Source organism: Streptococcus sp. Marseille-Q8145 (genome assembly GCF_965112035.1).
Genome location: NZ_CBCOPQ010000003.1, coordinates 235,105 through 255,447, shown reverse-complemented (window position 1 = coordinate 255,447; position 20,343 = coordinate 235,105). Strand labels below are relative to the sequence as shown.

At 44.2% G+C, this 20,343-nt stretch carries 19 protein-coding genes and 1 pseudogene; 3 read left to right on the top strand and 17 right to left on the bottom strand.

Going from position 1 to position 20,343, the window contains the following annotated elements:
• Window positions 1-3: 3 nt before the first annotated feature.
• The 9 genes from ACWPVL_RS07565 to ACWPVL_RS07525 all read right to left on the bottom strand — a co-directional run bounded on the left by ACWPVL_RS07565 (window position 4) and on the right by ACWPVL_RS07525 (window position 8,724).
• Window positions 4-657 (bottom strand): uracil-DNA glycosylase, encoded by a 654-nt coding sequence (locus ACWPVL_RS07565; protein WP_454388007.1) that lies wholly within the window; start codon window positions 655-657, stop codon window positions 4-6.
• Between the two features lie 57 nt (window positions 658-714).
• Window positions 715-2,241, bottom strand: a complete 1,527-nt coding sequence (locus ACWPVL_RS07560; RefSeq protein WP_454388005.1) for a glycosyltransferase family 39 protein — start codon at window positions 2,239-2,241, stop codon at window positions 715-717.
• A 112-nt stretch (window positions 2,242-2,353) separates the two neighbouring features.
• On the bottom strand, window positions 2,354-2,983 hold the full coding sequence (gene pyrE / locus ACWPVL_RS07555) for an orotate phosphoribosyltransferase (RefSeq protein WP_454388003.1): 630 nt from the start codon (window positions 2,981-2,983) through the stop codon (window positions 2,354-2,356).
• Between the two features lie 68 nt (window positions 2,984-3,051).
• A complete protein-coding gene (pyrF, locus tag ACWPVL_RS07550) occupies window positions 3,052-3,744 on the bottom strand; it encodes an orotidine-5'-phosphate decarboxylase (RefSeq protein WP_015604612.1) in 693 nt (230 codons plus the stop codon).
• A gap of 203 nt (window positions 3,745-3,947) precedes the next feature.
• Complete coding sequence (locus ACWPVL_RS07545) at window positions 3,948-4,886, bottom strand: dihydroorotate dehydrogenase (RefSeq protein WP_454388001.1); 939 nt, start codon at window positions 4,884-4,886, stop codon at window positions 3,948-3,950.
• A gap of 12 nt (window positions 4,887-4,898) precedes the next feature.
• On the bottom strand, window positions 4,899-5,705 hold the full coding sequence (locus tag ACWPVL_RS07540; RefSeq protein WP_454387999.1) for a dihydroorotate dehydrogenase electron transfer subunit: 807 nt from the start codon (window positions 5,703-5,705) through the stop codon (window positions 4,899-4,901).
• A gap of 213 nt (window positions 5,706-5,918) precedes the next feature.
• Window positions 5,919-6,890 carry a hypothetical protein gene (locus tag ACWPVL_RS07535; protein ID WP_454387997.1) on the bottom strand — a complete coding sequence of 324 codons (972 nt, stop codon included), beginning with the start codon at window positions 6,888-6,890 and terminating at the stop codon, window positions 5,919-5,921.
• Window positions 6,891-6,917: 27 nt separating this feature from the next.
• Complete coding sequence (locus ACWPVL_RS07530) at window positions 6,918-7,763, bottom strand: hypothetical protein (protein ID WP_454387995.1); 846 nt, start codon at window positions 7,761-7,763, stop codon at window positions 6,918-6,920.
• A 145-nt stretch (window positions 7,764-7,908) separates the two neighbouring features.
• Entirely contained in the window at window positions 7,909-8,724 is an 816-nt protein-coding gene (locus tag ACWPVL_RS07525) for a hypothetical protein (RefSeq protein ID WP_454387993.1), read from the bottom strand.
• A gap of 110 nt (window positions 8,725-8,834) precedes the next feature.
• On the opposite strand from ACWPVL_RS07525, the gene ACWPVL_RS07520 reads away from it, so the two are divergent.
• A complete protein-coding gene (locus ACWPVL_RS07520) occupies window positions 8,835-9,743 on the top strand; it encodes a LysR family transcriptional regulator (protein WP_005589634.1) in 909 nt (302 codons plus the stop codon).
• A gap of 109 nt (window positions 9,744-9,852) precedes the next feature.
• Here ACWPVL_RS07520 and cas6 read toward each other — a convergent pair whose 3' ends face one another.
• The 8 genes and pseudogenes from cas6 to rpiA all read right to left on the bottom strand — a co-directional run bounded on the left by cas6 (window position 9,853) and on the right by rpiA (window position 17,780).
• Entirely contained in the window at window positions 9,853-10,587 is a 735-nt protein-coding gene (gene cas6, locus ACWPVL_RS07515; protein WP_454387991.1) for a CRISPR-associated endoribonuclease Cas6, read from the bottom strand.
• Between the two features lie 1,695 nt (window positions 10,588-12,282).
• A pseudogene (gene cas2 / locus ACWPVL_RS07510) lies at window positions 12,283-12,567 on the bottom strand (CRISPR-associated endonuclease Cas2); the annotation flags it as partial.
• Window positions 12,568-12,603: 36 nt separating this feature from the next.
• The gene (locus tag ACWPVL_RS07505) at window positions 12,604-13,335 is read right to left on the bottom strand and encodes an NAD-dependent protein deacylase (RefSeq protein ID WP_454387989.1); all 732 of its coding nucleotides are present in this window, start codon (window positions 13,333-13,335) and stop codon (window positions 12,604-12,606) included.
• Window positions 13,328-14,104: a hypothetical protein gene (locus ACWPVL_RS07500; RefSeq protein ID WP_454387987.1), complete on the bottom strand. Its 777-nt coding sequence runs from the start codon at window positions 14,102-14,104 to the stop codon at window positions 13,328-13,330. The genes ACWPVL_RS07505 and ACWPVL_RS07500 overlap by 8 nt, the downstream gene beginning before the upstream one ends.
• A 2-nt stretch (window positions 14,105-14,106) precedes the next feature.
• A complete protein-coding gene (gene deoD, locus ACWPVL_RS07495) occupies window positions 14,107-14,814 on the bottom strand; it encodes a purine-nucleoside phosphorylase (RefSeq protein ID WP_454387985.1) in 708 nt (235 codons plus the stop codon).
• A gap of 224 nt (window positions 14,815-15,038) precedes the next feature.
• Entirely contained in the window at window positions 15,039-15,851 is an 813-nt protein-coding gene (locus ACWPVL_RS07490) for a purine-nucleoside phosphorylase (RefSeq protein ID WP_454387983.1), read from the bottom strand.
• A 26-nt stretch (window positions 15,852-15,877) separates the two neighbouring features.
• Complete coding sequence (locus ACWPVL_RS07485) at window positions 15,878-17,089, bottom strand: phosphopentomutase (protein ID WP_149555725.1); 1,212 nt, start codon at window positions 17,087-17,089, stop codon at window positions 15,878-15,880.
• A gap of 13 nt (window positions 17,090-17,102) precedes the next feature.
• On the bottom strand, window positions 17,103-17,780 hold the full coding sequence (gene rpiA / locus ACWPVL_RS07480) for a ribose-5-phosphate isomerase RpiA (RefSeq protein ID WP_454387981.1): 678 nt from the start codon (window positions 17,778-17,780) through the stop codon (window positions 17,103-17,105).
• Between the two features lie 226 nt (window positions 17,781-18,006).
• On the opposite strand from rpiA, the gene ACWPVL_RS07475 reads away from it, so the two are divergent.
• Window positions 18,007-18,624 (top strand): CD20-like domain-containing protein, encoded by a 618-nt coding sequence (locus tag ACWPVL_RS07475; RefSeq protein ID WP_454387979.1) that lies wholly within the window; start codon window positions 18,007-18,009, stop codon window positions 18,622-18,624.
• Window positions 18,625-18,854: 230 nt separating this feature from the next.
• Window positions 18,855-20,228, top strand: a complete 1,374-nt coding sequence (gene mnmE / locus ACWPVL_RS07470) for a tRNA uridine-5-carboxymethylaminomethyl(34) synthesis GTPase MnmE (RefSeq protein ID WP_454387977.1) — start codon at window positions 18,855-18,857, stop codon at window positions 20,226-20,228.
• The last annotated feature ends 115 nt before the right edge of the window (window positions 20,229-20,343 follow it).

Genomic DNA, 20,343 nt, shown 5'->3' with positions numbered 1-20,343 from the left:
CTCCTATGCTAACCAATCGATTGGCTCCAAGCCCTTAGCCACTAAAAAATCATTGGTACGAGAAAAAGGTTTGCTGCCAAAGAAGCCACGGTAGGCAGACAGCGGACTTGGGTGAGCTGACTCGATAATCAAATGTTGGGAATTTCTAATTAAGGCTTTTTTCTTGCGGGCGTAAGATCCCCAGAGTATAAAGACAACTGGATCCGACTTTGCATTGACGACCTTGATAATCGCATCTGTAAAAGGCTCCCAGATTAAGCCGGCATGGGCATTGGCCTGGCCAGCAGGCACTGTCAGACCAGCATTGAGCAAGAGAACACCTTGCTCAGCCCAAGACGTCAAATCGTGCGACTCTTTCACGCCGATATCATCAGCCAGTTCTTTGAGAATATTCTGCAAAGAAGGCGGAGCTGGAATGTCATCTGGTACAGAAAAACTCAATCCCTGTGCCTGTCTCGGTCCATGGTAGGGATCCTGCCCCAAAATAACCACCTTAACATCCGCTAAATCTGTCGTCTGAATCGCATTAAACACCTTTTCCCGAGGTGGATAAATGATCCCCGAAGCATACACTTCGTCCAAAAAATGATTGATTTTTGCAAAATAACCTTCTGGCAGCTGCTCCTTAATCAAAGCGTGCCAAGCTGAATGCTGCATATCTGTCTCCTTTTTTTTACATTCCATACTTACGGGCAACTAAGCTGACAAGTCTAGTTAGACCTTCTTTTCCCAAAATTTCATGCGAGTCAAGTCGAGCGGATATTGAGTCAATCCCACAGCTGACAGAATCAAAATCTGTGGCAAAAACTGAATCAGATATCGCGTCTTGCCTCCTTCGAAAATCTGCAGAAAGAGTAGACCGCCAAAGACTGCCAAGCTTAAGAAATTCAAGGAATCATTTGGTCGGTATTTCCAAAGGGCAAAGACCAGCCCCAAAGCCATGACAATCCAAACTACCTGCTTGATCAGCGAATAGAATCGAAAACTATCCTTATCAGAATTAAGGAAAAAGTCACGGATAAACTGGGCGAATGCATTGTCTTTTGTGAACTCATAAAGTGGTGAAATATAAGGTGTCTTTTCATTTTCAACACTGCGATAGAGCCAACCCAAGTTTCCTTCAGCAACTGTCAAAGAGTGTTTATAATACAGGTGTTGTAGAAAGGTCAGCGGAGTGTATTCTTTCAGACGGCGCTTGATTTCTCTGATGACATTTTCCCTGGCAAACATGCCATTATTGTAGTCAGACCGCTTACCAGGTTCCACGTATTGCAAGAGCCCTTCCTTCATGTCTTCCTGATCGTGACCGATATTGGTTAGGCCCAGATTGATGAAAAGCAATGGCCCTTTGGCCAGCCCTTCGCCTTGGATGATCGGCACTTCTGTCTGGTGAGCCAGACTATAATGAAGTGGAAGGTAGCCTGCTGAAAAGCTTAGAGCAAAGACCGCAGCAGTCAAGAAAAACTTGTTCCAGTTTTGTCTCAAAAACAAAACTCCAAAAACAGCAATCAACAGAATCATCACTGTCGGACGAATCAAAAAGGCAAGACTGGTTAGAATTCCTAATAAAAGGCTTCTAGCAATGATTTGGCGACTATTCCCCTTATTTTCCAACAGACTGAGAGCCAGAAAAATCTGTAGACTAATCAAAGGCAAGGGAGGAATGTCTGTGTACATGGACATGTAGTAAGGCGAAAATCCGACCAAGGCCATATAAAGGCTAAAAACCGCATCGGCTGTAGCCTGCGAAAAGTATCGCTGACAGCCTTTGTAGAGGATCCAAGACGCAATATTGACGTAAAAAAGATTGAGTCCCTGCATAATCCAGAGAGCTGCTTCACCAAAGAGATTAAAGAAGAAACGCTCATAGAGAAAGAGGGGCAGATTATTAGGATTGCGCGTCAGGTAGCTGGAAATAGAGGACTCTTTCAGGTACTTGAAAGCCCCTGTGAAAACCACCGCTGCATCCCGTCGAATCAAAAGCTCAGCCGATAAGAGCATGATGAGCTGAAAAAGGAGAGCTGCTAAAGCAATGGCAAGCTTGTGCCTCATCAGAAAATGATAAGACTTTTTAAGCTGAAACCGATAACGATCCGCTAAGATCGCCAAGACTCCAAACAAAATCAAAGCCAAGCTACTCAACTGCGACACATGAAAAATAGCTGTAAACAGCCAATGAAGACTCAATACCAGCATGATTTTTTGTAGAATCAAAAAAGTGATATGATAAATCTTAGACATGGCTTTATTATAACAAAATCAGGCACTTTTTGCTATTTTAAAAAGTGAGCAGAGGCTAAGTAAATCCTAAAAAGGAGACAGGAACATGCTAGTTCCGCCTCCTCGTACCTTCTTAATTTTGCCAGTTTTCTTGATCGTCTTTAAACTTCTTCAGCAAAGTCAATCCTTCTGCATTGATGTAGCCTTCTTGCTCAGCCAAGTGGATAAGCTCTGTGTAGTTTGACAAGGTCACCAACTTCACGCCTGCATCCGCAAAGTTCTTGTCCGCCTTTGGCAATTCGTAGGTGAAGATAGCTGCAGCACCGATCACATCTGCTCCTTCACGCTTGGCTGCCGCAATAGCATCCAAAACAGAGCCGCCAGTGGAAATCAAATCTTCAATCACAACCATCTTTTGACCAGTAGCCACTCGGCCTTCAATCTGATTGCCCGCTCCGTGATCTTTTGGTTTGCTGCGGATATATGCAAAAGGCAGATTCATCTTGTCGGCAATGATAGCTCCGTGAGGAATGCCCGCTGTTGCCGTGCCCGCAATCACTTCCACATCTGGAAATTCAGCACGGATTTTTTCAACAAAGCCATTTTCGATCAAGGTCCGAGTTTCTGGGTAGGCCAAAGTCACTCGGTTATCTGTGTAAATCGGTGATTTAATCCCAGAAGCCCAAGTGAAAGGCTCCTCTGGTTTCAAGTAAACCGCTTTGATTTTCAACAAGTCGCGTGCAATATCGTTGGCTAAAGTCATTTTTTACTCCTTATAAATCTGTTTTTAAGCTATTAGTTTTGTTTGACGGTTTCATTTGAAATCCTTACTTAGCTGTTCCACTGTTTCTTAATCTCGTGATAGGCATCCCAAGGATTTTCAGCCTGAATGATCGGACGACCAACCACAATATAATTGCTGCCAATCTGGTGGGCTTCCTGTGGCGTCATGACCCGCTTTTGGTCACCAATTTCAGCACCTGCTGGCCGAATACCCGGCGTCACGCAAAGAAAATCGTCCGCCGTAGCTTCCTTGATCAGCTCAACTTCCAAGGCTGAACAAACAACTCCATCCAGCCCAGCTTCCTTGGCCTTGCGGGCATAATTGACAACGGATTCTTGCACGGTTGTTTGGATATTTTGGCAGTCGCGCATGTCTTCTTCACTGGTCGAAGTCAACTGGGTCACCGCTACTAGCTTCGCATTGTCACCGAGAACTTTTTTTGCCTCCCTCATCATCTCAACGCCACCAGCCGCATGAACTGTCACCATATCAATGCCAAATGTTCCCAAAACAGACATAGCTGAACGCACGGTATTAGGAATGTCGTGCAATTTCAAATCGAGGAAAATACTATGTCCCAAGCCTTTCAGATAATGCACAATTTCTGGACCAATGGCATAAAAGAATTCCATGCCGATTTTGACGTACAGCTTTTCATCTTCAGGAAAATGCTCCAGAAAGTTTTTGACATCATCAAAAGATGGAAAGTCTAGGGCAATAATAGGACGTTCTTCACGCATACGGTTCTTCTCCTTGCTTTGTACTTACTATAAAGATGATTACAATCATAGAAAAAACCTTGCCCGAGAGCAAGGTTACACGAAAATGTGGCAAAATCTGCCATTTTAAACGTATGCGCCTTAGAGCCTCTCTGGACTTCTTTAAAAGTTTTGTCTTAAACATTCTATAATTTACTGGGAAGTTTGTCAAGAGAAAATCAAGCTTAAAGTAAATTTTCTCTGACTTCTTTTCTCAAGCTTTCTAAGCTTTCAATGCCGTATTTATCCATGACTTGCGGCAAGTTTTCTATAATGTTAGGGCAGGCATACGGGTCGGTAAAATTCGCTGTTCCGACGCCGATGGCCGATGCACCAGCGATAAACATCTCCAGCGCCGCCTCTGCTGAGTCAACTCCCCCCATGCCAATGATTGGCAGTTTGGTGAATTGCGCGACCTGACGAATCAGCTTGAGGGCCACAGGAAAGACAGCTGGACCAGACATGCCTCCTGTTCCATTGGCAATGATCGCCCGCTTCATTTTCAAGTCGAAACGCATTCCCACCAAGGTATTGATCATGGTCAGGCCGCTCGCGCCCGCATCTTCTGCCGCCTTGGCCACTTGGGTAATATCTGCTACGCTGGGGGTCAATTTGACATAGACTGGAACTTGAGAGGCAGCAACTGCTGCTTTTACTGCTTCATAGGCTAGCTCAGGGACTTGTCCGATTAGAAGACCCGCATTGCCATGATCCACATTGGGGCAGGAAATATTGAGCTCAATGGCCTTGACATTGGGAGCTTGAGAGATTTTTCCAGATACATAAGCATATTCTTCGTTGGAAAAACCAGCCACATTGGCAATAATCGGCAAGTCTGGATAGTGCTGAGCCAGCCAAGGAAGTTTTTCAGCCAAAACGGCATCGACCCCTGGATTTTGGAGGCCGATAGCATTGAGCATGCCAGCCGGCGTTTCGGCCACACGGGGCGTTGGATTGCCAAAGCGAGGATCTTGCGTCGTCGCCTTGATCATGATAGAGCCCAGTAGATCCAAGTCATAGTATTTGGCATACTCTTGACCGAAGCCAAAACAACCTGAAGCTGGAATGATTGGATTTCTCAGCTCTAAGCCTGGCAGAGAAATTTTCAAACGATTTTCAGTCATTTCCTTATCCTCCTAAAGCACGATAGTCCCAGTCTCAAAAACTGGACCGTCTTCGCAAACTCGCTTATTGACCGCCTCATCCTGACCTGCTACATGAACGACGCAGGCATAGCAGGCGCCCATGCCACAAGCCATGCGAGACTCCATCGATAGATAGGCATGGGGATGATCGTGAAATTTCCGATCCACATACTGGAGCATACCGGGCGCCCCACAAGAATAGACCGCGGCAAACTCTTCTGTCAGCTCATCGACAATGGTTGATACATAGCCTTTTTGACCATAAGTCCCATCATCTGTAGTGATAAACAACTGACTGCACTCACGAAATTCTTTTTCCAAAATAACAGCAGATTGATTGGCAAAGCCTAATACTGCTGTAACCTGGGCCCCCTTAGCATGCAGTTCTTTGGCCGTTTGTAAGAGAGGAGGCACACCGATACCACCACCAATGATCAAGACCTTGTCACCCTTTTCTACTGGAGACAAATCAAAACCATTTCCCTGAGGCCCCATGACATCGAGGTAACTACCAACAGTAAGCTGAGAGAATAGGGCCGTCCCACCACCTTCGACCCGATAAATAATCCGGCAGATATTTTTCTCCCGATCAATCTCCGATATGGAAATCGGACGCCGCAGCAACTTGCTATCATCTGGTACTCGGATATGCAGGAATTGCCCAACCTGCATCTGGCTCACCATCTTTCCTCTCAGGCGCATCGAAAAAATCTGAGGCGCAATTTCTACCTGCTCCAAGAGCTCCATTTGCTCCAGCATAATCTTGCCAAATCTCTTTTTACAACTGTCACTAACCATGACAACCTCACTTTCTACAAGAAAAAACCTCGCCGCAGCAAGGTTTCGCAAAAAACAAGGCAGTCAAATTGCCTCTTATACCGTTTTTCCTACCTTGCAGCCTCACTGGACTTGATTAAAGGTTAAATTGTAAACATTATATCGTTAGCGATAAGGATTGTCAAGATAGAAAAAACATTAGAACTTTCAAATTTTCTCCAAGGAATTACAGTCTTACCAGCTCTTGTCAAATTCGCTTGTTACATCTGCCAAACAAAAACTGCCATCCTCCTGTCTTCTAAAATTCAAGGACACCCTGTCACTTTTCCGTTCTGTATTTGAACGACGAATATTAATATAATTCACTTGCAATGTTAACGGACTATAATCTGTATCACTTCCCGAAATATTTGTATGTGAAGGCAATCCAAAACGCTCAACAACCTCTTGATAAGTCATCCCGCCTTTGCCATACCGCCAATCACCTATTTTTAATGTATCCATATCTTCTGATTTCCACTTAAAGACAAATTTATCTTTTGTCGCTGGAAGATATCTACTGTCATCTAAATATACTGCACTTTTATTTATCAAATAGTAGGTCTTCCCATTTGAATCAGGGTCATAAAAGCTCAAACTGATTTCCTGAGGATGTCCCGACGCGCCATATCTCGGAACATCTATAATTCTTGTCTTATAAGTCAGTGTCACTTCTTTTTTAGCAAAACTCACATCTGAACCCTTACCATATTTCGCAATAACTTCTTCTAAAGTTGGACTATTAGTCCCCCCATTTTCCACCTTGAGCTCTACAAAATTATCCAATGTCCAATTAAAAGCAAATTTCTCTTCATCTTCCTCAACAATTTTCTTTTTCAGTTCCTTTTGTTCTTGGGTCAATTTTGATTCATCATCATTTTGCTGACTAGCCGAGCTGTCTCCACTAACTGACGAGGATTTATCGTCATATTTGTACTTCAGTTCGGCTTTGTTAGGAACCTGTTGCGATAAATAATAGAAGCCAAAGAACAAAGCAAAAGAGATTGCCAAACAAAGAAGGGTAAAAGCCAAGCTAATTCTTTTTTTCTCCTCCTTCATCGTCATCATTCTGAGCTCTTCTCGTTTTAGCTTTTGTTGACGATAAAGGTCTCTTTTGATCTCTCTAAACGAATGAAGATCACGTTTTTTCTTGCTACTTCTCCTCATTTTCCTCCTCTTTCTTATCGATTTAGTTTACTCACTTTCTTTAGACACTAAACGCCATCTTCCATCTCCTTGCTTGTAGAATTCTAAATGAACTCTTTTCAATTGTTCTGGATTTTGCCAAGAATCTGGATTAACATAATCAACCCGCATCTTCAGTTGATTGTCGTCTCCAGAAATCGTCTGATATAGAGGTAAGCCGACTTTTAAAACAATCTCATCATATGGTGTACCTTTAGCTGTTCCTTCTCTAGCACCAATAACAAGACTATCGATGTATGCTTGCGTCCATAAAAAGGATCTTTTAGGATTGTTATCCACCTGAATTTTATCACTTGAAAGGCTAAAATGGTATTTTGAAATGAGCTTATAGACACCATCAAATTCAGCAAAGGTTAAAGATACATAGCCCATACTACCATCTTTCGATTCCCAGATAAGGCGAATATGTTTTTGAACTTTATGATTTGGCAAAAAATCAATCCAGGCCCCACCTTGAACTGGTTTCCCAAATTCCTGTAAAACATCTTCCAAGACGGCTCCGCCCTTGTATTTGTTTATGGGAAGCGCGACTGCCTTTTCAACTGTCCAAAGAAAGGGACCGCTTTTTTCTGGAGAAACGATAAGACTTTTAGCGAATTGTTCTGCTTCAGCTTTCTCATCTTCCAAACTATTTGTTGATGAACTAATCTGGCTAGACGGAGTTGGCGTCTGCTTGGCTTTGCTTTTTCCTGATAGAGAAAGTGTTAAAAAAACTGTTCCAATGATAGAAAATACAACAATAGCTACTACCATCAATGGCAAAAACTTGGATTTATAGGTTTGCTTTTCTAGCTCGAAAGCAAGATCTTCAAACGAATCTTCTCGTCTCTTCATAACAACTCCTTATCAGTCTAAAAACTCATCATATCACGAATAGATCGAGATTGCAAAATGTACTTCAGTCTGTTTATTCAGAAGAAAGTCCAAATTCCCCGTCTTTTCTGCTTACTTTGGCCACCTAAGGAGACCATCAATCTCCCTATCTTTCTCTTCTATCGATATGACTAGTAACTGTCGTCAACCGAAAGACGCCATCTTCTTGACGATGAAAGATTAAATGAACCCATTCATTATTATATCTTTCATCTGAAGTTAAGTATTGGAGTTCCAAGCCAATATGCTGCCTATCAGCCGCATCCAAGTGCGAAATAAAAACTTCTGATTCTCTAGGTAGACCAAATAATTGAATGATTTCTTCGTAGGACATGCCAGGATTGCCTGTGCTCTCGTCACGAACTTGTAAACCAGCAATCTCATCCTTTGTCCAGAGATGGGGACTATTTCCCTGAGGCAAAGTTGGATAAGCCTCATCAAGAATATTCGCGCTCTTTCTAATTAGATGATATCCTGCTCCATCTTTTTCAAATGTTAAACTTAGATGACTATGACGGCCTTGAATAATCTCACTTGTATAGTCTAATTCAATATTCCCATTGCTCTCAGTATAAAAAAAGCTTGAAGCCTTGCCATGCTTTTCAAGGATTTGATCCAGAGAAGCTCCGTTTTGACCAGCAGCGGTATCCTTAATTTGCAGATTAACGATGTCATCAGTTGTCCATGTAAAACGATGGTTTCCTCTCTCTAAAACTTTCTCTTCTAACAGAAGCTCCTCTGATGACTTTTGACGAACAGATGAAGACATGCTGCTTCGCCCAAGTCCCTCATAAGCAGATTTAAGCCCCCACATGATCATCACCTTTCCAAGTGGAATCATTAAGCAAATTGTCAGAAATACTATAAAAATAGTAATGGGTAGTCCTACCAAACGATTTTTATAGTCATCATCTTTGGCCATATCGCCCTCCTTATTTCCTTCATTTTAGCATAGGAAACTTTAGCAGGCAAACATTCTCTAAACTTCTGATTTATCAGGAAAAAATCCCCAGTTTGTGATAAAATAGACCTATGAGAATTCAACAATTACACTACATTATCAAAATCGTCGAGACAGGTAGCATGAACGAGGCTGCCAAGCAACTTTTTATCACCCAGCCTAGCTTGTCCAACGCTGTGCGGGATTTGGAAAATGAAATGGGCATCGAGATTTTCATTCGCAATCCCAAAGGAATTACCTTGACCAAGGACGGCATGGAGTTTCTTTCCTATGCCCGCCAAGTGGTGGAGCAGACTCAGCTTTTAGAAGAGCGATACAAAAATCCTGTCGCCCACCGCGAGCTTTTTAGCGTCTCTGCCCAGCACTATGCCTTTGTAGTCAATGCCTTTGTTTCATTGCTCAAAAAAAGCGACATGGAGAAATACGAGCTCTTTCTGCGGGAAACTCGGACTTGGGAAATCATTGATGACGTGAAGAACTTCCGCAGCGAGATCGGTGTCCTCTTCCTCAACAGCTACAACCGTGATGTCCTCTCTAAAATGCTGGATGATAGCCATCTGATTGCGACTCATCTCTTCACAGCACAGCCCCATATCTTTGTCAGCAAGTCCAACCCGCTGGCCAAGAAAAAGCTGGTGCAACTGTCGGACTTGGAGGATTTCCCCTATCTCAGCTATGACCAAGGTACTCACAACTCCTTCTACTTTTCTGAGGAAATTCTCTCTCAGGAGCACCATAAAAAATCTATCGTAGTCAGCGACCGCGCGACCCTCTTTAACCTTTTGATCGGTCTGGATGGCTACACGATTGCAACCGGTATTCTCAACAGCAACCTCAATGGCGACAATATCGTCTCCATCCCTCTGGATATCGATGACCCAATCGAGCTGGTCTATATCCAGCACGAAAAGGCTAGCCTGTCCAAGATGGGCGAGCGCTTTATCGAGTATCTGATCGAGGAAGTACAGTTTGATAAATAAAGTAAAACACCTAGAAGCAGGCAGCTTACTGCAGGATCTAGGTGTTTTTTCTATTTTTGAAACTTGGTTTCCCTTCAGGTCTATCAGATGAGGAAAGGTTGATAGTCACTCAACCTTTTCTTTCTTCAATTCTCATCCCTCCCATTCCTAGGCTACACTTTGTGCCGACTCCGGCATACTCACCGAATTTTAGGAGCATCTGCGCATAAGCTTTTAGTGTGGATGCTCCCTTTATCTGAATCGTCACCCTGCCTTCAAAGGCGGGGTATTTTCGTCCATGAATTGGAAAATAATGACTTTTTAGATGATAGCTGGTGATTTGGCTATGGTCTGCTAAAAACTGTAGGGTCTCCTCTTCGATTTCCGCTCTTCCTTCCACCAGTCGACTGTATTTTTGCATCAAACTTTGAAAGATCAGACGCGTGTCTGGAAATAGCACAAACTGCCCCTGTCGCTTAAAGGTCGTTGGCGTATAAAAATGCACCCGTATCAGGTGGGAAGCATCATCATCTTGGTAAATATCCAGCAAAGCCTTCTGGGATAGGGAGTGGATTTCCACCTTTTTGACAAGGATTTCCTCAGCATAGCTCTCTAGCTTAATGGTTTCCAAGTTTAATAAAGGAGCTAGCATTTGCCGTTCCGCCTCTTCTGAAAGCAAATTGACAACCCACACCGACTCATCGCGCGTGGAACTCAGATTCATCGAGTAGGGATTGGTCTCCTGCTCATGGAGAAAGGTCGCAAAGTCTGGCGAAATGCTTGCCATCAAAAAGCCCTGAAGCTTACTGATCAATTCTTCATCTTTTAGTCTTGTCTTTGATAAATGTAACTCTACTTTCTTCACACGGTCTCCTCTCTATACTGCAAAAGCGCCCGAAAAAGGCAAAAGAATCTTTCACCGATTTCATGGCGCCCTTTAGAACGATTATTATTTACTCAGCTTATTATATCAAGTTATGAAAGCGTTGTCAATGTTTTTTGAAGCATTTGAAAAAACGATATTTAACAGTCAAGATCCTTCTTTCTTGGCAAAGCAAGAAGCTGAGGAAAAGTAAAAAAGCCCCCGTCCACTCTGTCCCCTCTCGAGGATTTTGGGGGGTCTAACCATTGTTGTATGTTGATTATGGTGTAAATGGTCGTAAGTTTCCGTCCCCTCGCGAGGATATGGGGGTTCCAACGATGGATAGCGCTTTGCTTGCGCACTGGGCTTGTGCGTTTCCGTACCCTTGCGAGGATTAGTGTGGGTCTCACCTGAAAAAGAATTGCTATCCTGCTGTAACCTATGAGTTTCCGTACCCTCTCGAGGATTTGGGGGGGCTAACCTAAAGAAGCTTGGGCTAGTCTTTCAGAAGAAGAAAAGTTTCCGTCCCCTCGCGAGGATATGGAGGGTTCTAACGAAAAAAGCACTTGCTGATTATTTAGGAGAGTAAGTTTCCGTACCCTCTCGAGGATATGGAGGGTTCTAACAATGATTGATTTTATTAAAGATGCTGGCATGGCGTTTCCGTACCCTCTCGAGGATTAGGGGATTCTAACCGAAAGCTAGATCAGCTAACCGAGAAGACGATCCTCAGTTTCCGTACCCTCTCGAGGTTTAGGGGGGTCTAACCGGTCGTTAAGACAATGACTGCGGATATCGATGATAAGTTTCCGTCCCCTCGCGAGGATTAGGGGGTTCTAACTGACTCCGCAGCAAAAAGAACTGTTGGCCAGAGATGAGTTTCCGTACCCTCTCGAGGATTGGGGAGGTTCTAACCAAAACAAACATACGAAGCATACGAAATTGGTATGTTTCCGTCCCCTCGCGAGGATTATGGGGGGCTAACGATTGTAGAACTTTTTAACACTATGGAACGCAATGGTTTCCGTACCCTCTCGAGGATTGTGGGGGTTCTAACTAACGCACTGAGGCTAATAAGTACTTATATTTTCAAGTTTCCGTACCCTCTCGAGGATTGGGGGGGCTAACAGACAAGGTCTCTCGCATGGCTCTGACTAATGAGTTTCCGTCCCCTCTCGAGGATTAGGGGGGATCTAACTAGCTGCTAGTGGGGATCTAACTAGCTGCTAGTGATTTTTTTGAAGAGCTGGTTAATATGTTTCCGTCCCCTCGCGAGGATATGGAGGGTTCTAACGAAAGCAAGTATGATATTATGCTGGTAATGACACTAAGTTTCCGTCCCCTCGCGAGGATATGGAGGGTTCTAACGCAGCCATCGCCCTCTCAACGGGTGTCGCCTCTTTGTTTCCGTCCCCTCGCGAGGATATGGAGGGTTCTAACCGCATATCTTGTATAAAGCCTCAGAAGAGCCCCACAACATCTTGTACCTCTTAGAAACTAGCTAAAACCTAACTCCATTATACCACGTCTCGCTCAGAAATAACAGCTTAAAAGAACAAAATATCCTCAAGCAACTCCGCGCCATCATAGAGAGTGGAACAGAAATCGGTAATTCGTTAGAATTCGATTTCGTCGTCCCACCTCCGCACAGTTGAATAGGGCTGTAAAAGCTGATGAAATCAGCCTAGTAGAGCCCACTCAACCACTGCGTCTTGCTCGACAATCCAAAGACAATTGAGAGGCTAGGACTTTTGTCCCAGCCTCCTCTTCCTTATGCCCCAGATAGATAATGATATTGTCCCCTTCTTCTGCCTGATAAAAAGCTCTCAGCTCTCTCACCAGACAGTCAAAGTCCAGCTTCTCAAGGGCCAGCTCAAAGCAGGAGCGCTGAACCCTCACGCCATAGCCTTCCAAAAGCTTTGCCAGCTTCAAGCGCCGCTTATGGCTCACGATATCATAAATGACTAGACAAAATTTTGTTTTCTAACCAAACATTCCTAGCAAAAAATGTTTTTAGTTTTACTGCCTCAACTGCGTAAACACTTCCCCAATCTTGCCTTCGATGACGAGGTCAGCTTGCTTATCCTGTGGAATGCTGGTCTTATTGATAACGACCAGATGCTTGCCAGCAAAGTACTGGATGAGACTGGCTGCGGGATAGACCACCAAGGAGGTGCCCCCGATGATCAGCAGGTCGGCTTGATGAATGGCCTGCGCGGCTTGCTGGAAGGTCTCCATATCCAAGGGCTCTTCATAGAGGGTCACATCAGGCTTAATCACGCCACCGCAGTCAGAACAGTAAGGCACCGTTCCAGGCAGAGCAAGAAAAGCCTCCAAATCATAAAAGCGCTGACAGCCTAAACAAAAATTTCTATCCGCACTGCCGTGCAGCTTGAGGACATTTTTTGAGCCAGCCATTTCGTGCAGGCTATCAATATTTTGCGTCACCACAGCCTTGAGCTTGCCTGCTTTCTCCAAATCCGCCAAGTAGACATGAGCCGCATTGGGCTTAGCATCCGGATAAAGCAGATACTTCTTGTAAAAGTCAAAAAACTCCTGCGGATAGCGCTCAAACATAGTATGTGAAACCAGCTGCTCTGCCGTAAAATGCCGACCCAACTTGACACTATAAATCCCATCCGAACTGCGAAAGTCAGGGATATTAGACTCGGTCGAGACGCCTGCCCCACCGAAAAAGACGATATTCTGACTTTGGTCAATCATGTCTTGCAACTGCTGTATTTTATCCATTTTCCTCTCCTGTCAATAAAGCTCTAACCAAGCGGTTTGCCTCATCAAAATAAAAATGTTCCCGATCGTAGACAATCCCTGTAAATCGTGCCAAGTCCACCAAAATCTCCATAAAATGCTGGGAGGAAAAACCAGTTGTCCGATATAATTCTGCCTCATCAAAGGGCTTAATCAGATGAGCCAGCGGATTTCGGACTGACTTCTCCAATTCTCGCAGCTGCCTGACCTCTTCCTTAACAGACTCTGGCAGATCCAAATGCAAAATCAACTCTGTCAGACTGGATGAATTGACCGTGCTTTCCGCATGAAAGACCTGTAAGGCAGCATAATCCGACTCCCGCATCCGTTCAAACTTCCAGCGGTCATAGCTGGCTTCACGAGAATTATGGATAAAGTGCTCAATATCAGGGATTTCCAGCTTGATCAAGCGCATGAAAATCCGATAAATCGCTGGGCTGACCGCCCGAACGAAGTCAATAATCTGCTCATTGCGCAGCTTGGCTTCTAAATCATAGAGATAGTTGGCCAGCTGCTCGTCAGCCAAATCGGTATGACAAAAAAGCTGAAAACCGCTTTGCGTCTGCAAGGCAGTCTTCAACTCTTCATCCATGGCTGGCAGAATATTGAGCTCTCTTCGCTCTGCCAGAATAGCCAATAGGCTGGTTACAATCGAGGAATTTCCCATCAACTGCTGCGCCAGTTTATAGGCATAAGCATAGTCATAACGGGAAATCGCAAAGAGAATTTCCTCTTTTAAATCTAGATTCATGCTTAATCAATCAAGGTTTCCAAACCAACCTTCATCATATCGGTGAAGGTATTTTGGCGTTCCTCTGCTGTCGTATCTTCGTCAGGATTGACCAAACTATCAGAAATGGTCATGATAGCCAGAGCATCTACCTGGTGCTGAGCAGCCAGATAGTAAAGGGCTGCCGCTTCCATTTCAACAGCTTTTACGCCCCATTTGCCCAGCTCGATATTTTTCTCAAAATAGTTCGAATAGAAAACATCTGACGACAAAACATTTCCGACATGGGTCGTCATACCCAGATCTTTAGCGATATGATAAGCCTTGTCCAGCAAGTCAAAGCTGGCAATCTGCGGAAAATCATACTGAGGCCAGTCATTGCGGATAATGTTTGAGTTGGTCGCAGCCGCTTGAGCTAAAACCAATTCACGAACGTGAACATCTGCATTGAGCGAACCAGCCGTTCCCACACGAATCAGCTTTTTCACACCGTAGTCAACAATCAACTCACGCGCATAGATGGAAATAGACGGCATTCCCATCCCAGTTCCCATGACAGAAACCCGCTGACCCTTGTAAATACCAGTGTAGCCAAACATGTTCCGCACTTCGTTAAAGCAAACGGCATCTTCTAGAAAATTTTCCGCAATAAACTTAGCACGAAGCGGATCACCCGGCAAGAGAATTTTATCAGCAATTTCACCCTGCTTAGCAGCAATATGGATAGACATAATATAAGATACTAAGGGCTTAAAAGAGGCAAGGCAAAAATAGGAAATCGAACGAAGATGCGACTGCATCTAGGTAGATTTATCTTTTTTGCACCGCCTCTAGCCCGAGTTCAATTCAAACTCAGACGCCCTTCCTTTCTGTGTTTATTTGAAAGATAGTTTTCCGCTTGTGTTCACATCTGAACGCCTCGCTCTACCTTTCCTTCGTTTAATATTTTATTTTCTTACAATTCAGCAAGAATGGCTTTAAGTAATCGTTTGAAATCACCTTTGACACGCTCTGTCACTTCAACCACTTCCTCGTGATTAAGCTCTTCTTGGAATCCAGCAGCATGATTGGTAATGCATGAAATACCGAGGACTTTCAATCCTGAGTGGGCAGCCACGATCACTTCGGGAACAGTAGACATGCCAACTGCATCTGCTCCGAGCGTCTTATAAGCACGGATTTCTGCTGGCGTTTCGTAAGTTGGACCGGTGACACCGATATAGACACCCTCATCCAGCTTAATGCCAAGCTTATCAGCGACTTGATGAGCAGTTGCACGGTATTCTGGTGTATAAGATTTAGACATGTCAGGGAAACGTGGACCAAATTCATCCAAGTTTTCACCAATCAAAGGATTTTGACCCGTCATATTGATGTGGTCAGTAATCGCCATAAGCGTACCAGGACCATAACCGATACCTCCGGCAGCATTGGTAACAATAACACCTGTCGCACCAAGAGCTTTCATCACACGCACTGGGAAAGTAACGATTTCTAAAGGATTTCCTTCATAGAAATGGAAACGGCCTTGCAGCGCCAAGACTTTACGTCCTGCCAAGTCTCCATAGACTAATTTTCCAGCGTGGCCAACGACAGTTGAGCGACCCCAGTTTGGAATATCCGCATAGTCAAGACTAACGGCATTTTCGATTTCAGAAGCCAATTCTCCCAAACCAGAGCCCAAAATCAGCCCAAAATCAGGTTCTGCCATGCCTTTTTCTTTCAGAAAGGCTGCCGTTGCTTTGATTTTCTCAGATAATGTTGTCATTAAATATTTTCCTCACTCTCTTATGCTTATACCAATTTGTCCAAGAAGCTTTCACCGATCATAGCCTTGTCCACACCGAAGTTGTCAGCGATGGTTGCTGAAATGTCCGCAAAGTGTCCGACAGGCAAGTGTCCATTCCCCTTGAGTGATTTACCAAAAACCAAGAGCGGAATGTACTCACGAGTGTGGTCTGTTCCAGCATAGGTCGGGTCATTACCGTGGTCAGCAGTAATCATGAGTAAGTCATCTTCCCGCATGTTTTCAATGATTTCCGGCAAGCGAGCGTCAAACTCCTGCAGACAATCACGATAGCCATGCGGATCACGACGGTGACCATAAAGAGCATCGAAGTCTACCAAGTTGGTAAATGAGAAGCCATACTTGAAGTCCTCAGACTGGATAGCCTTAACCAAATTGTCTACGCCATGATTATTAGACTGGTTATGCCCCATGTCGTGGTTGATCCCAGCACCGTTGAAAATATCGTTAATCTTACCAACTGAATAAGTATCAATACCAGCTTCATTGAGCTTGTCCAAAACAGTTGGCTCAAATGGAGAAACTGCATAGTCATGGCGATTGGCTGTACGAGTGAAGTTACCTGGCTCACCCACATAAGGGCGAGCGATGATCCGTCCCAGAAGCGCAGGTCGTTCCAAGGTAATTGAGCGAGCGTATTCACAAATCCGATAGAGCTCGTCCAAAGGAATCACTTCTTCGTGTGCCGCAATTTGCAATACTGGGTCAGCTGAGGTGTAGATAATCAGCTCGCCTGTTTCCATCTGACGAGGGCCAAAGTCATCAATAACTGCCGTGCCAGAATAAGGTTTGTTAGCCTCACGAATAACTTTACGTCCAGAAAATTCTTCAATTTTAGTCAAGATTTCCTCTGGGAAGCCATTCCAGAAAGTATCAAAAGGTTCGGTAATGTTCAGGCCCATGATTTCCCAGTGTCCTGTCATCGTGTCTTTTCCTAAAGAAACTTCTTCTAATTTAGTATAGTAACCACTTGGATTTTCCTCAGCTGGTACAGTTTTCAAGGCTTGCTCACGCTCGATATTTCCCAGACCTAGCTTAGCCATATTTGGCACATCTAGACCGACTGCTTTAGAAATATGTCCCAGCGTATCGGAAGCTCCATCTGGCACCCCTGCATTAACAAAATTGTTAGCATCTGGTGCTGCCCCAATGCCGACTGAGTCCATAACGACTAAGTGAATACGATTAAATTTTGACATGAAAACCTCTTTTCTAGTTATTTGCTTCTAAAATGTTTACGCCACCTTGACCAGCGACGATCACCTTGTTGACCATTTTGGTGAAAAGTCCGTGCTCAACAACGCCCACAATATGATCTAATTCTCGGCCAAATTCGACTGGATTTTCGATTACACCCAAATCTAGATCAATAATGAAGTTCTGCATATCCGTGATAAAACGTTGGCCATTTTTTTCACGGAAACTTGGCTTGTAGCCTGCCTCTACAAAGCGACGGAAAACTTGCTCTGCACCATATTGCACTACTTCGACTGGCAGCTTGAAAGCACCTAGCTTTTGGACCAATTTGCTTTCATCGACCACCCAGATGTAGTCCTTGGAAGGTGTCGCGACAACTTTCTCCATCAACAGGGCTCCGCCTCCGCCTTTGATGCCGTTGAACTGAGGATCCACTTCATCAGCTCCATCAACGGTCACATCGACCTGATCCACTTCATCGATGGATTTCAGCGGAATGCCCAAGCCTTCTGCTTGCTTGCTAGTCACGCTAGAGGTAGTGACTGCAGTAATCTGCAAGCCTTCCTCTTTGATACGTCGACCAATTTCCTCGACAAAATAGTAAGCAGTCGAACCTGTTCCCAGACCGACCACCATCCCGTCTTCGACAAATTCAGCAGCCTTGATGCCTGCTAGTTTCTTTAGAGTTTCCATAGCACCTCCTCAAATCAACTATGTTTAGTATATCACAATTCTTTGAAATTTGAAAGTGTTTTCAGCTCTTTAAACGGTTTATCGCATTTTAACAGTGCTCCATTTCACGAAAATCTCCTTAAAATCTTGCTCCTAGTTCTATTTTACGCTACAATGAAGATAGGCAAATTACTAAAAGAAATACATATTTCAAGTAGTAAACCATAGAAAATCTGAGGAGGTTGTTATGATGCAGCAAGAAAATAAAGTTTTAGGTATTTTAGCCATTGTCTTTGGAGCAATCGCTTTACTTGGCTCCTGGATACCAATCATCAATTATCTATCTTTTTTTATCGGCACTATTGCTCTTATCCTGGCTATTATCGGCCTCATTATTAACCAAAAGAAACCGAAAACTTTGGCTATAATCGGCTCTGTCATTTCCTTTTTTTCCTTAATCATCGCACTGGTCACTCTATCATTCTATTCCCGTATGTTCAATGAAATGGGAAAAAGATTTGATACTCTTTCGAGCTCTTATCGTTCCTATATTGATTCGTCAGAAAGAGAAGAAGAAAAGGAAAAAGAAGAAAGCGCGAAGTTTACATGGACAAAAGCAGAATTTGATGCACTCAAAGAGGGTGATATTTTGAAAAGAGGTGCAGGCGGAACAAAATACGACGACGTCATTCGCGACCACGGCAAACCAACTGACGAAACCACTTCCACTGTCAGCGGCTCTGAATTAAAAACCATCACCTACTTACCAGGAGGAAGCAAATATCAAGCCGTCATCCTAACTTTTTCAAAAAATGAAGATGGTTCTTTCCTACTGACTAGCAAGATAGGAACAGGTTTAGAGTAAAATAAATTTCCTACCCAACAGCTGTTTTTCTTTTATGAATATTGGTAAAATCAAGGAAGAAGCTCTAGACATCGATCGCATTTTACTAAGGCACAAGGATTTAACTACCACTTTCTCACTATACCTATTAATTAATGCAAAACAAGGACAAAATGATGCAAAAGTCTCAAAAACTTTTTGGGTGAATTTTGGGCAGATACTTGCAAAATAGATTTCCAGGAAGGATATATATGATAACACGAGAATTTGATACCATCGCTGCCATTTCGACCCCTCTTGGGGAAGGAGCCATCGGTATCGTCAGACTAAGCGGGACGGACAGCTTTGCTATTGCACAAAAAATCTTTAAAGGCAAGGATTTAAGCAAAGTGGCCAGCCACACACTCAACTACGGTCATATCATCGACCCTCAAAATCAGGAGATTCTGGATGAGGTCATGGTCGGCGCTATGCGCTCTCCCAAGACTTTCACCCGTGAGGATATCATCGAGATCAACACCCACGGTGGGATTGCGGTGACCAATGAAATCCTACAGCTTGCTATCCGCGAAGGAGCTAGAATGGCAGATCCTGGCGAATTTACCAAGCGGGCCTTTCTCAATGGGCGCGTGGACTTGACTCAGGCTGAGGCTGTCATGGACATCATCCGCGCCAAGACCGATAAAGCCATGAACAATGCTGTCAAGCAGTTGGATGGCTCTCTTTCCGACCTTATCAACAGCACCCGTCAGGAAATCCTCAACACACTGGCTCAGGTCGAGGTCAACATCGACTATCCTGAGTACGACGATGTTGAGGAAGCAACGACGGAAATCATTCGTGGAAAAACGCTAGAATTTGAGCAACTTCTGACCCATCTTCTCAAAACTGCACGACGAGGCAAGATTCTGCGCGAAGGTATTTCTACTGCTATCATCGGTCGACCTAATGTTGGTAAATCCAGCCTCCTCAACAATCTTCTGCGTGAGGACAAGGCCATTGTGACCGATATCGAGGGGACGACTCGTGATGTGATCGAGGAGTACGTCAATATCAACGGCGTCCCTCTCAAGCTTATTGACACCGCAGGCATTCGGGAAACGGATGATCTTGTGGAGCAGATTGGCGTTGAGCGCTCTAAAAAAGCCCTGCAGGAAGCTGACTTGGTTCTATTAGTTTTAAACGCCAGCGAGCCTCTGACCGAGCAAGACCGCCAGTTGCTTGAAATCAGTCAAGACAGCAATCGCATCGTCCTGCTGAACAAGACTGACCTTGAAGAGAAGATTGAACTAGACCAGCTACCAGCAGATGCTATCAAGATTTCCGTCCTCCACAACCAAAATATTGATAAAATCGAGGATCGTATCAATCAGCTCTTCTTTGAAAATGCTGGCATTGTCGAACAAGACGCCACCTACCTGTCCAATACCCGCCACATCTCTCTCATCGAAAAGGCTGTCGAAAGCCTGCAAGCCGTCAATCAGGGACTGGAACTAGGCATGCCAGTGGATCTTCTCCAAGTCGATCTGACCCGCACTTGGGAAATCCTAGGAGAAATCACTGGTGACGCCGCACCAGACGAACTCATCACTCAACTCTTCAGCCAATTCTGCCTAGGAAAATAATATGGGAATCACAGAGTTTATCAAAGCAAAAAATCTAGGCGAATACCTAGAAAGTCGAAAGAATGGGCAAGTCAGAGAGCGCATCCAAAAACGCAGCTGGTTGGAGGTCCTCCTC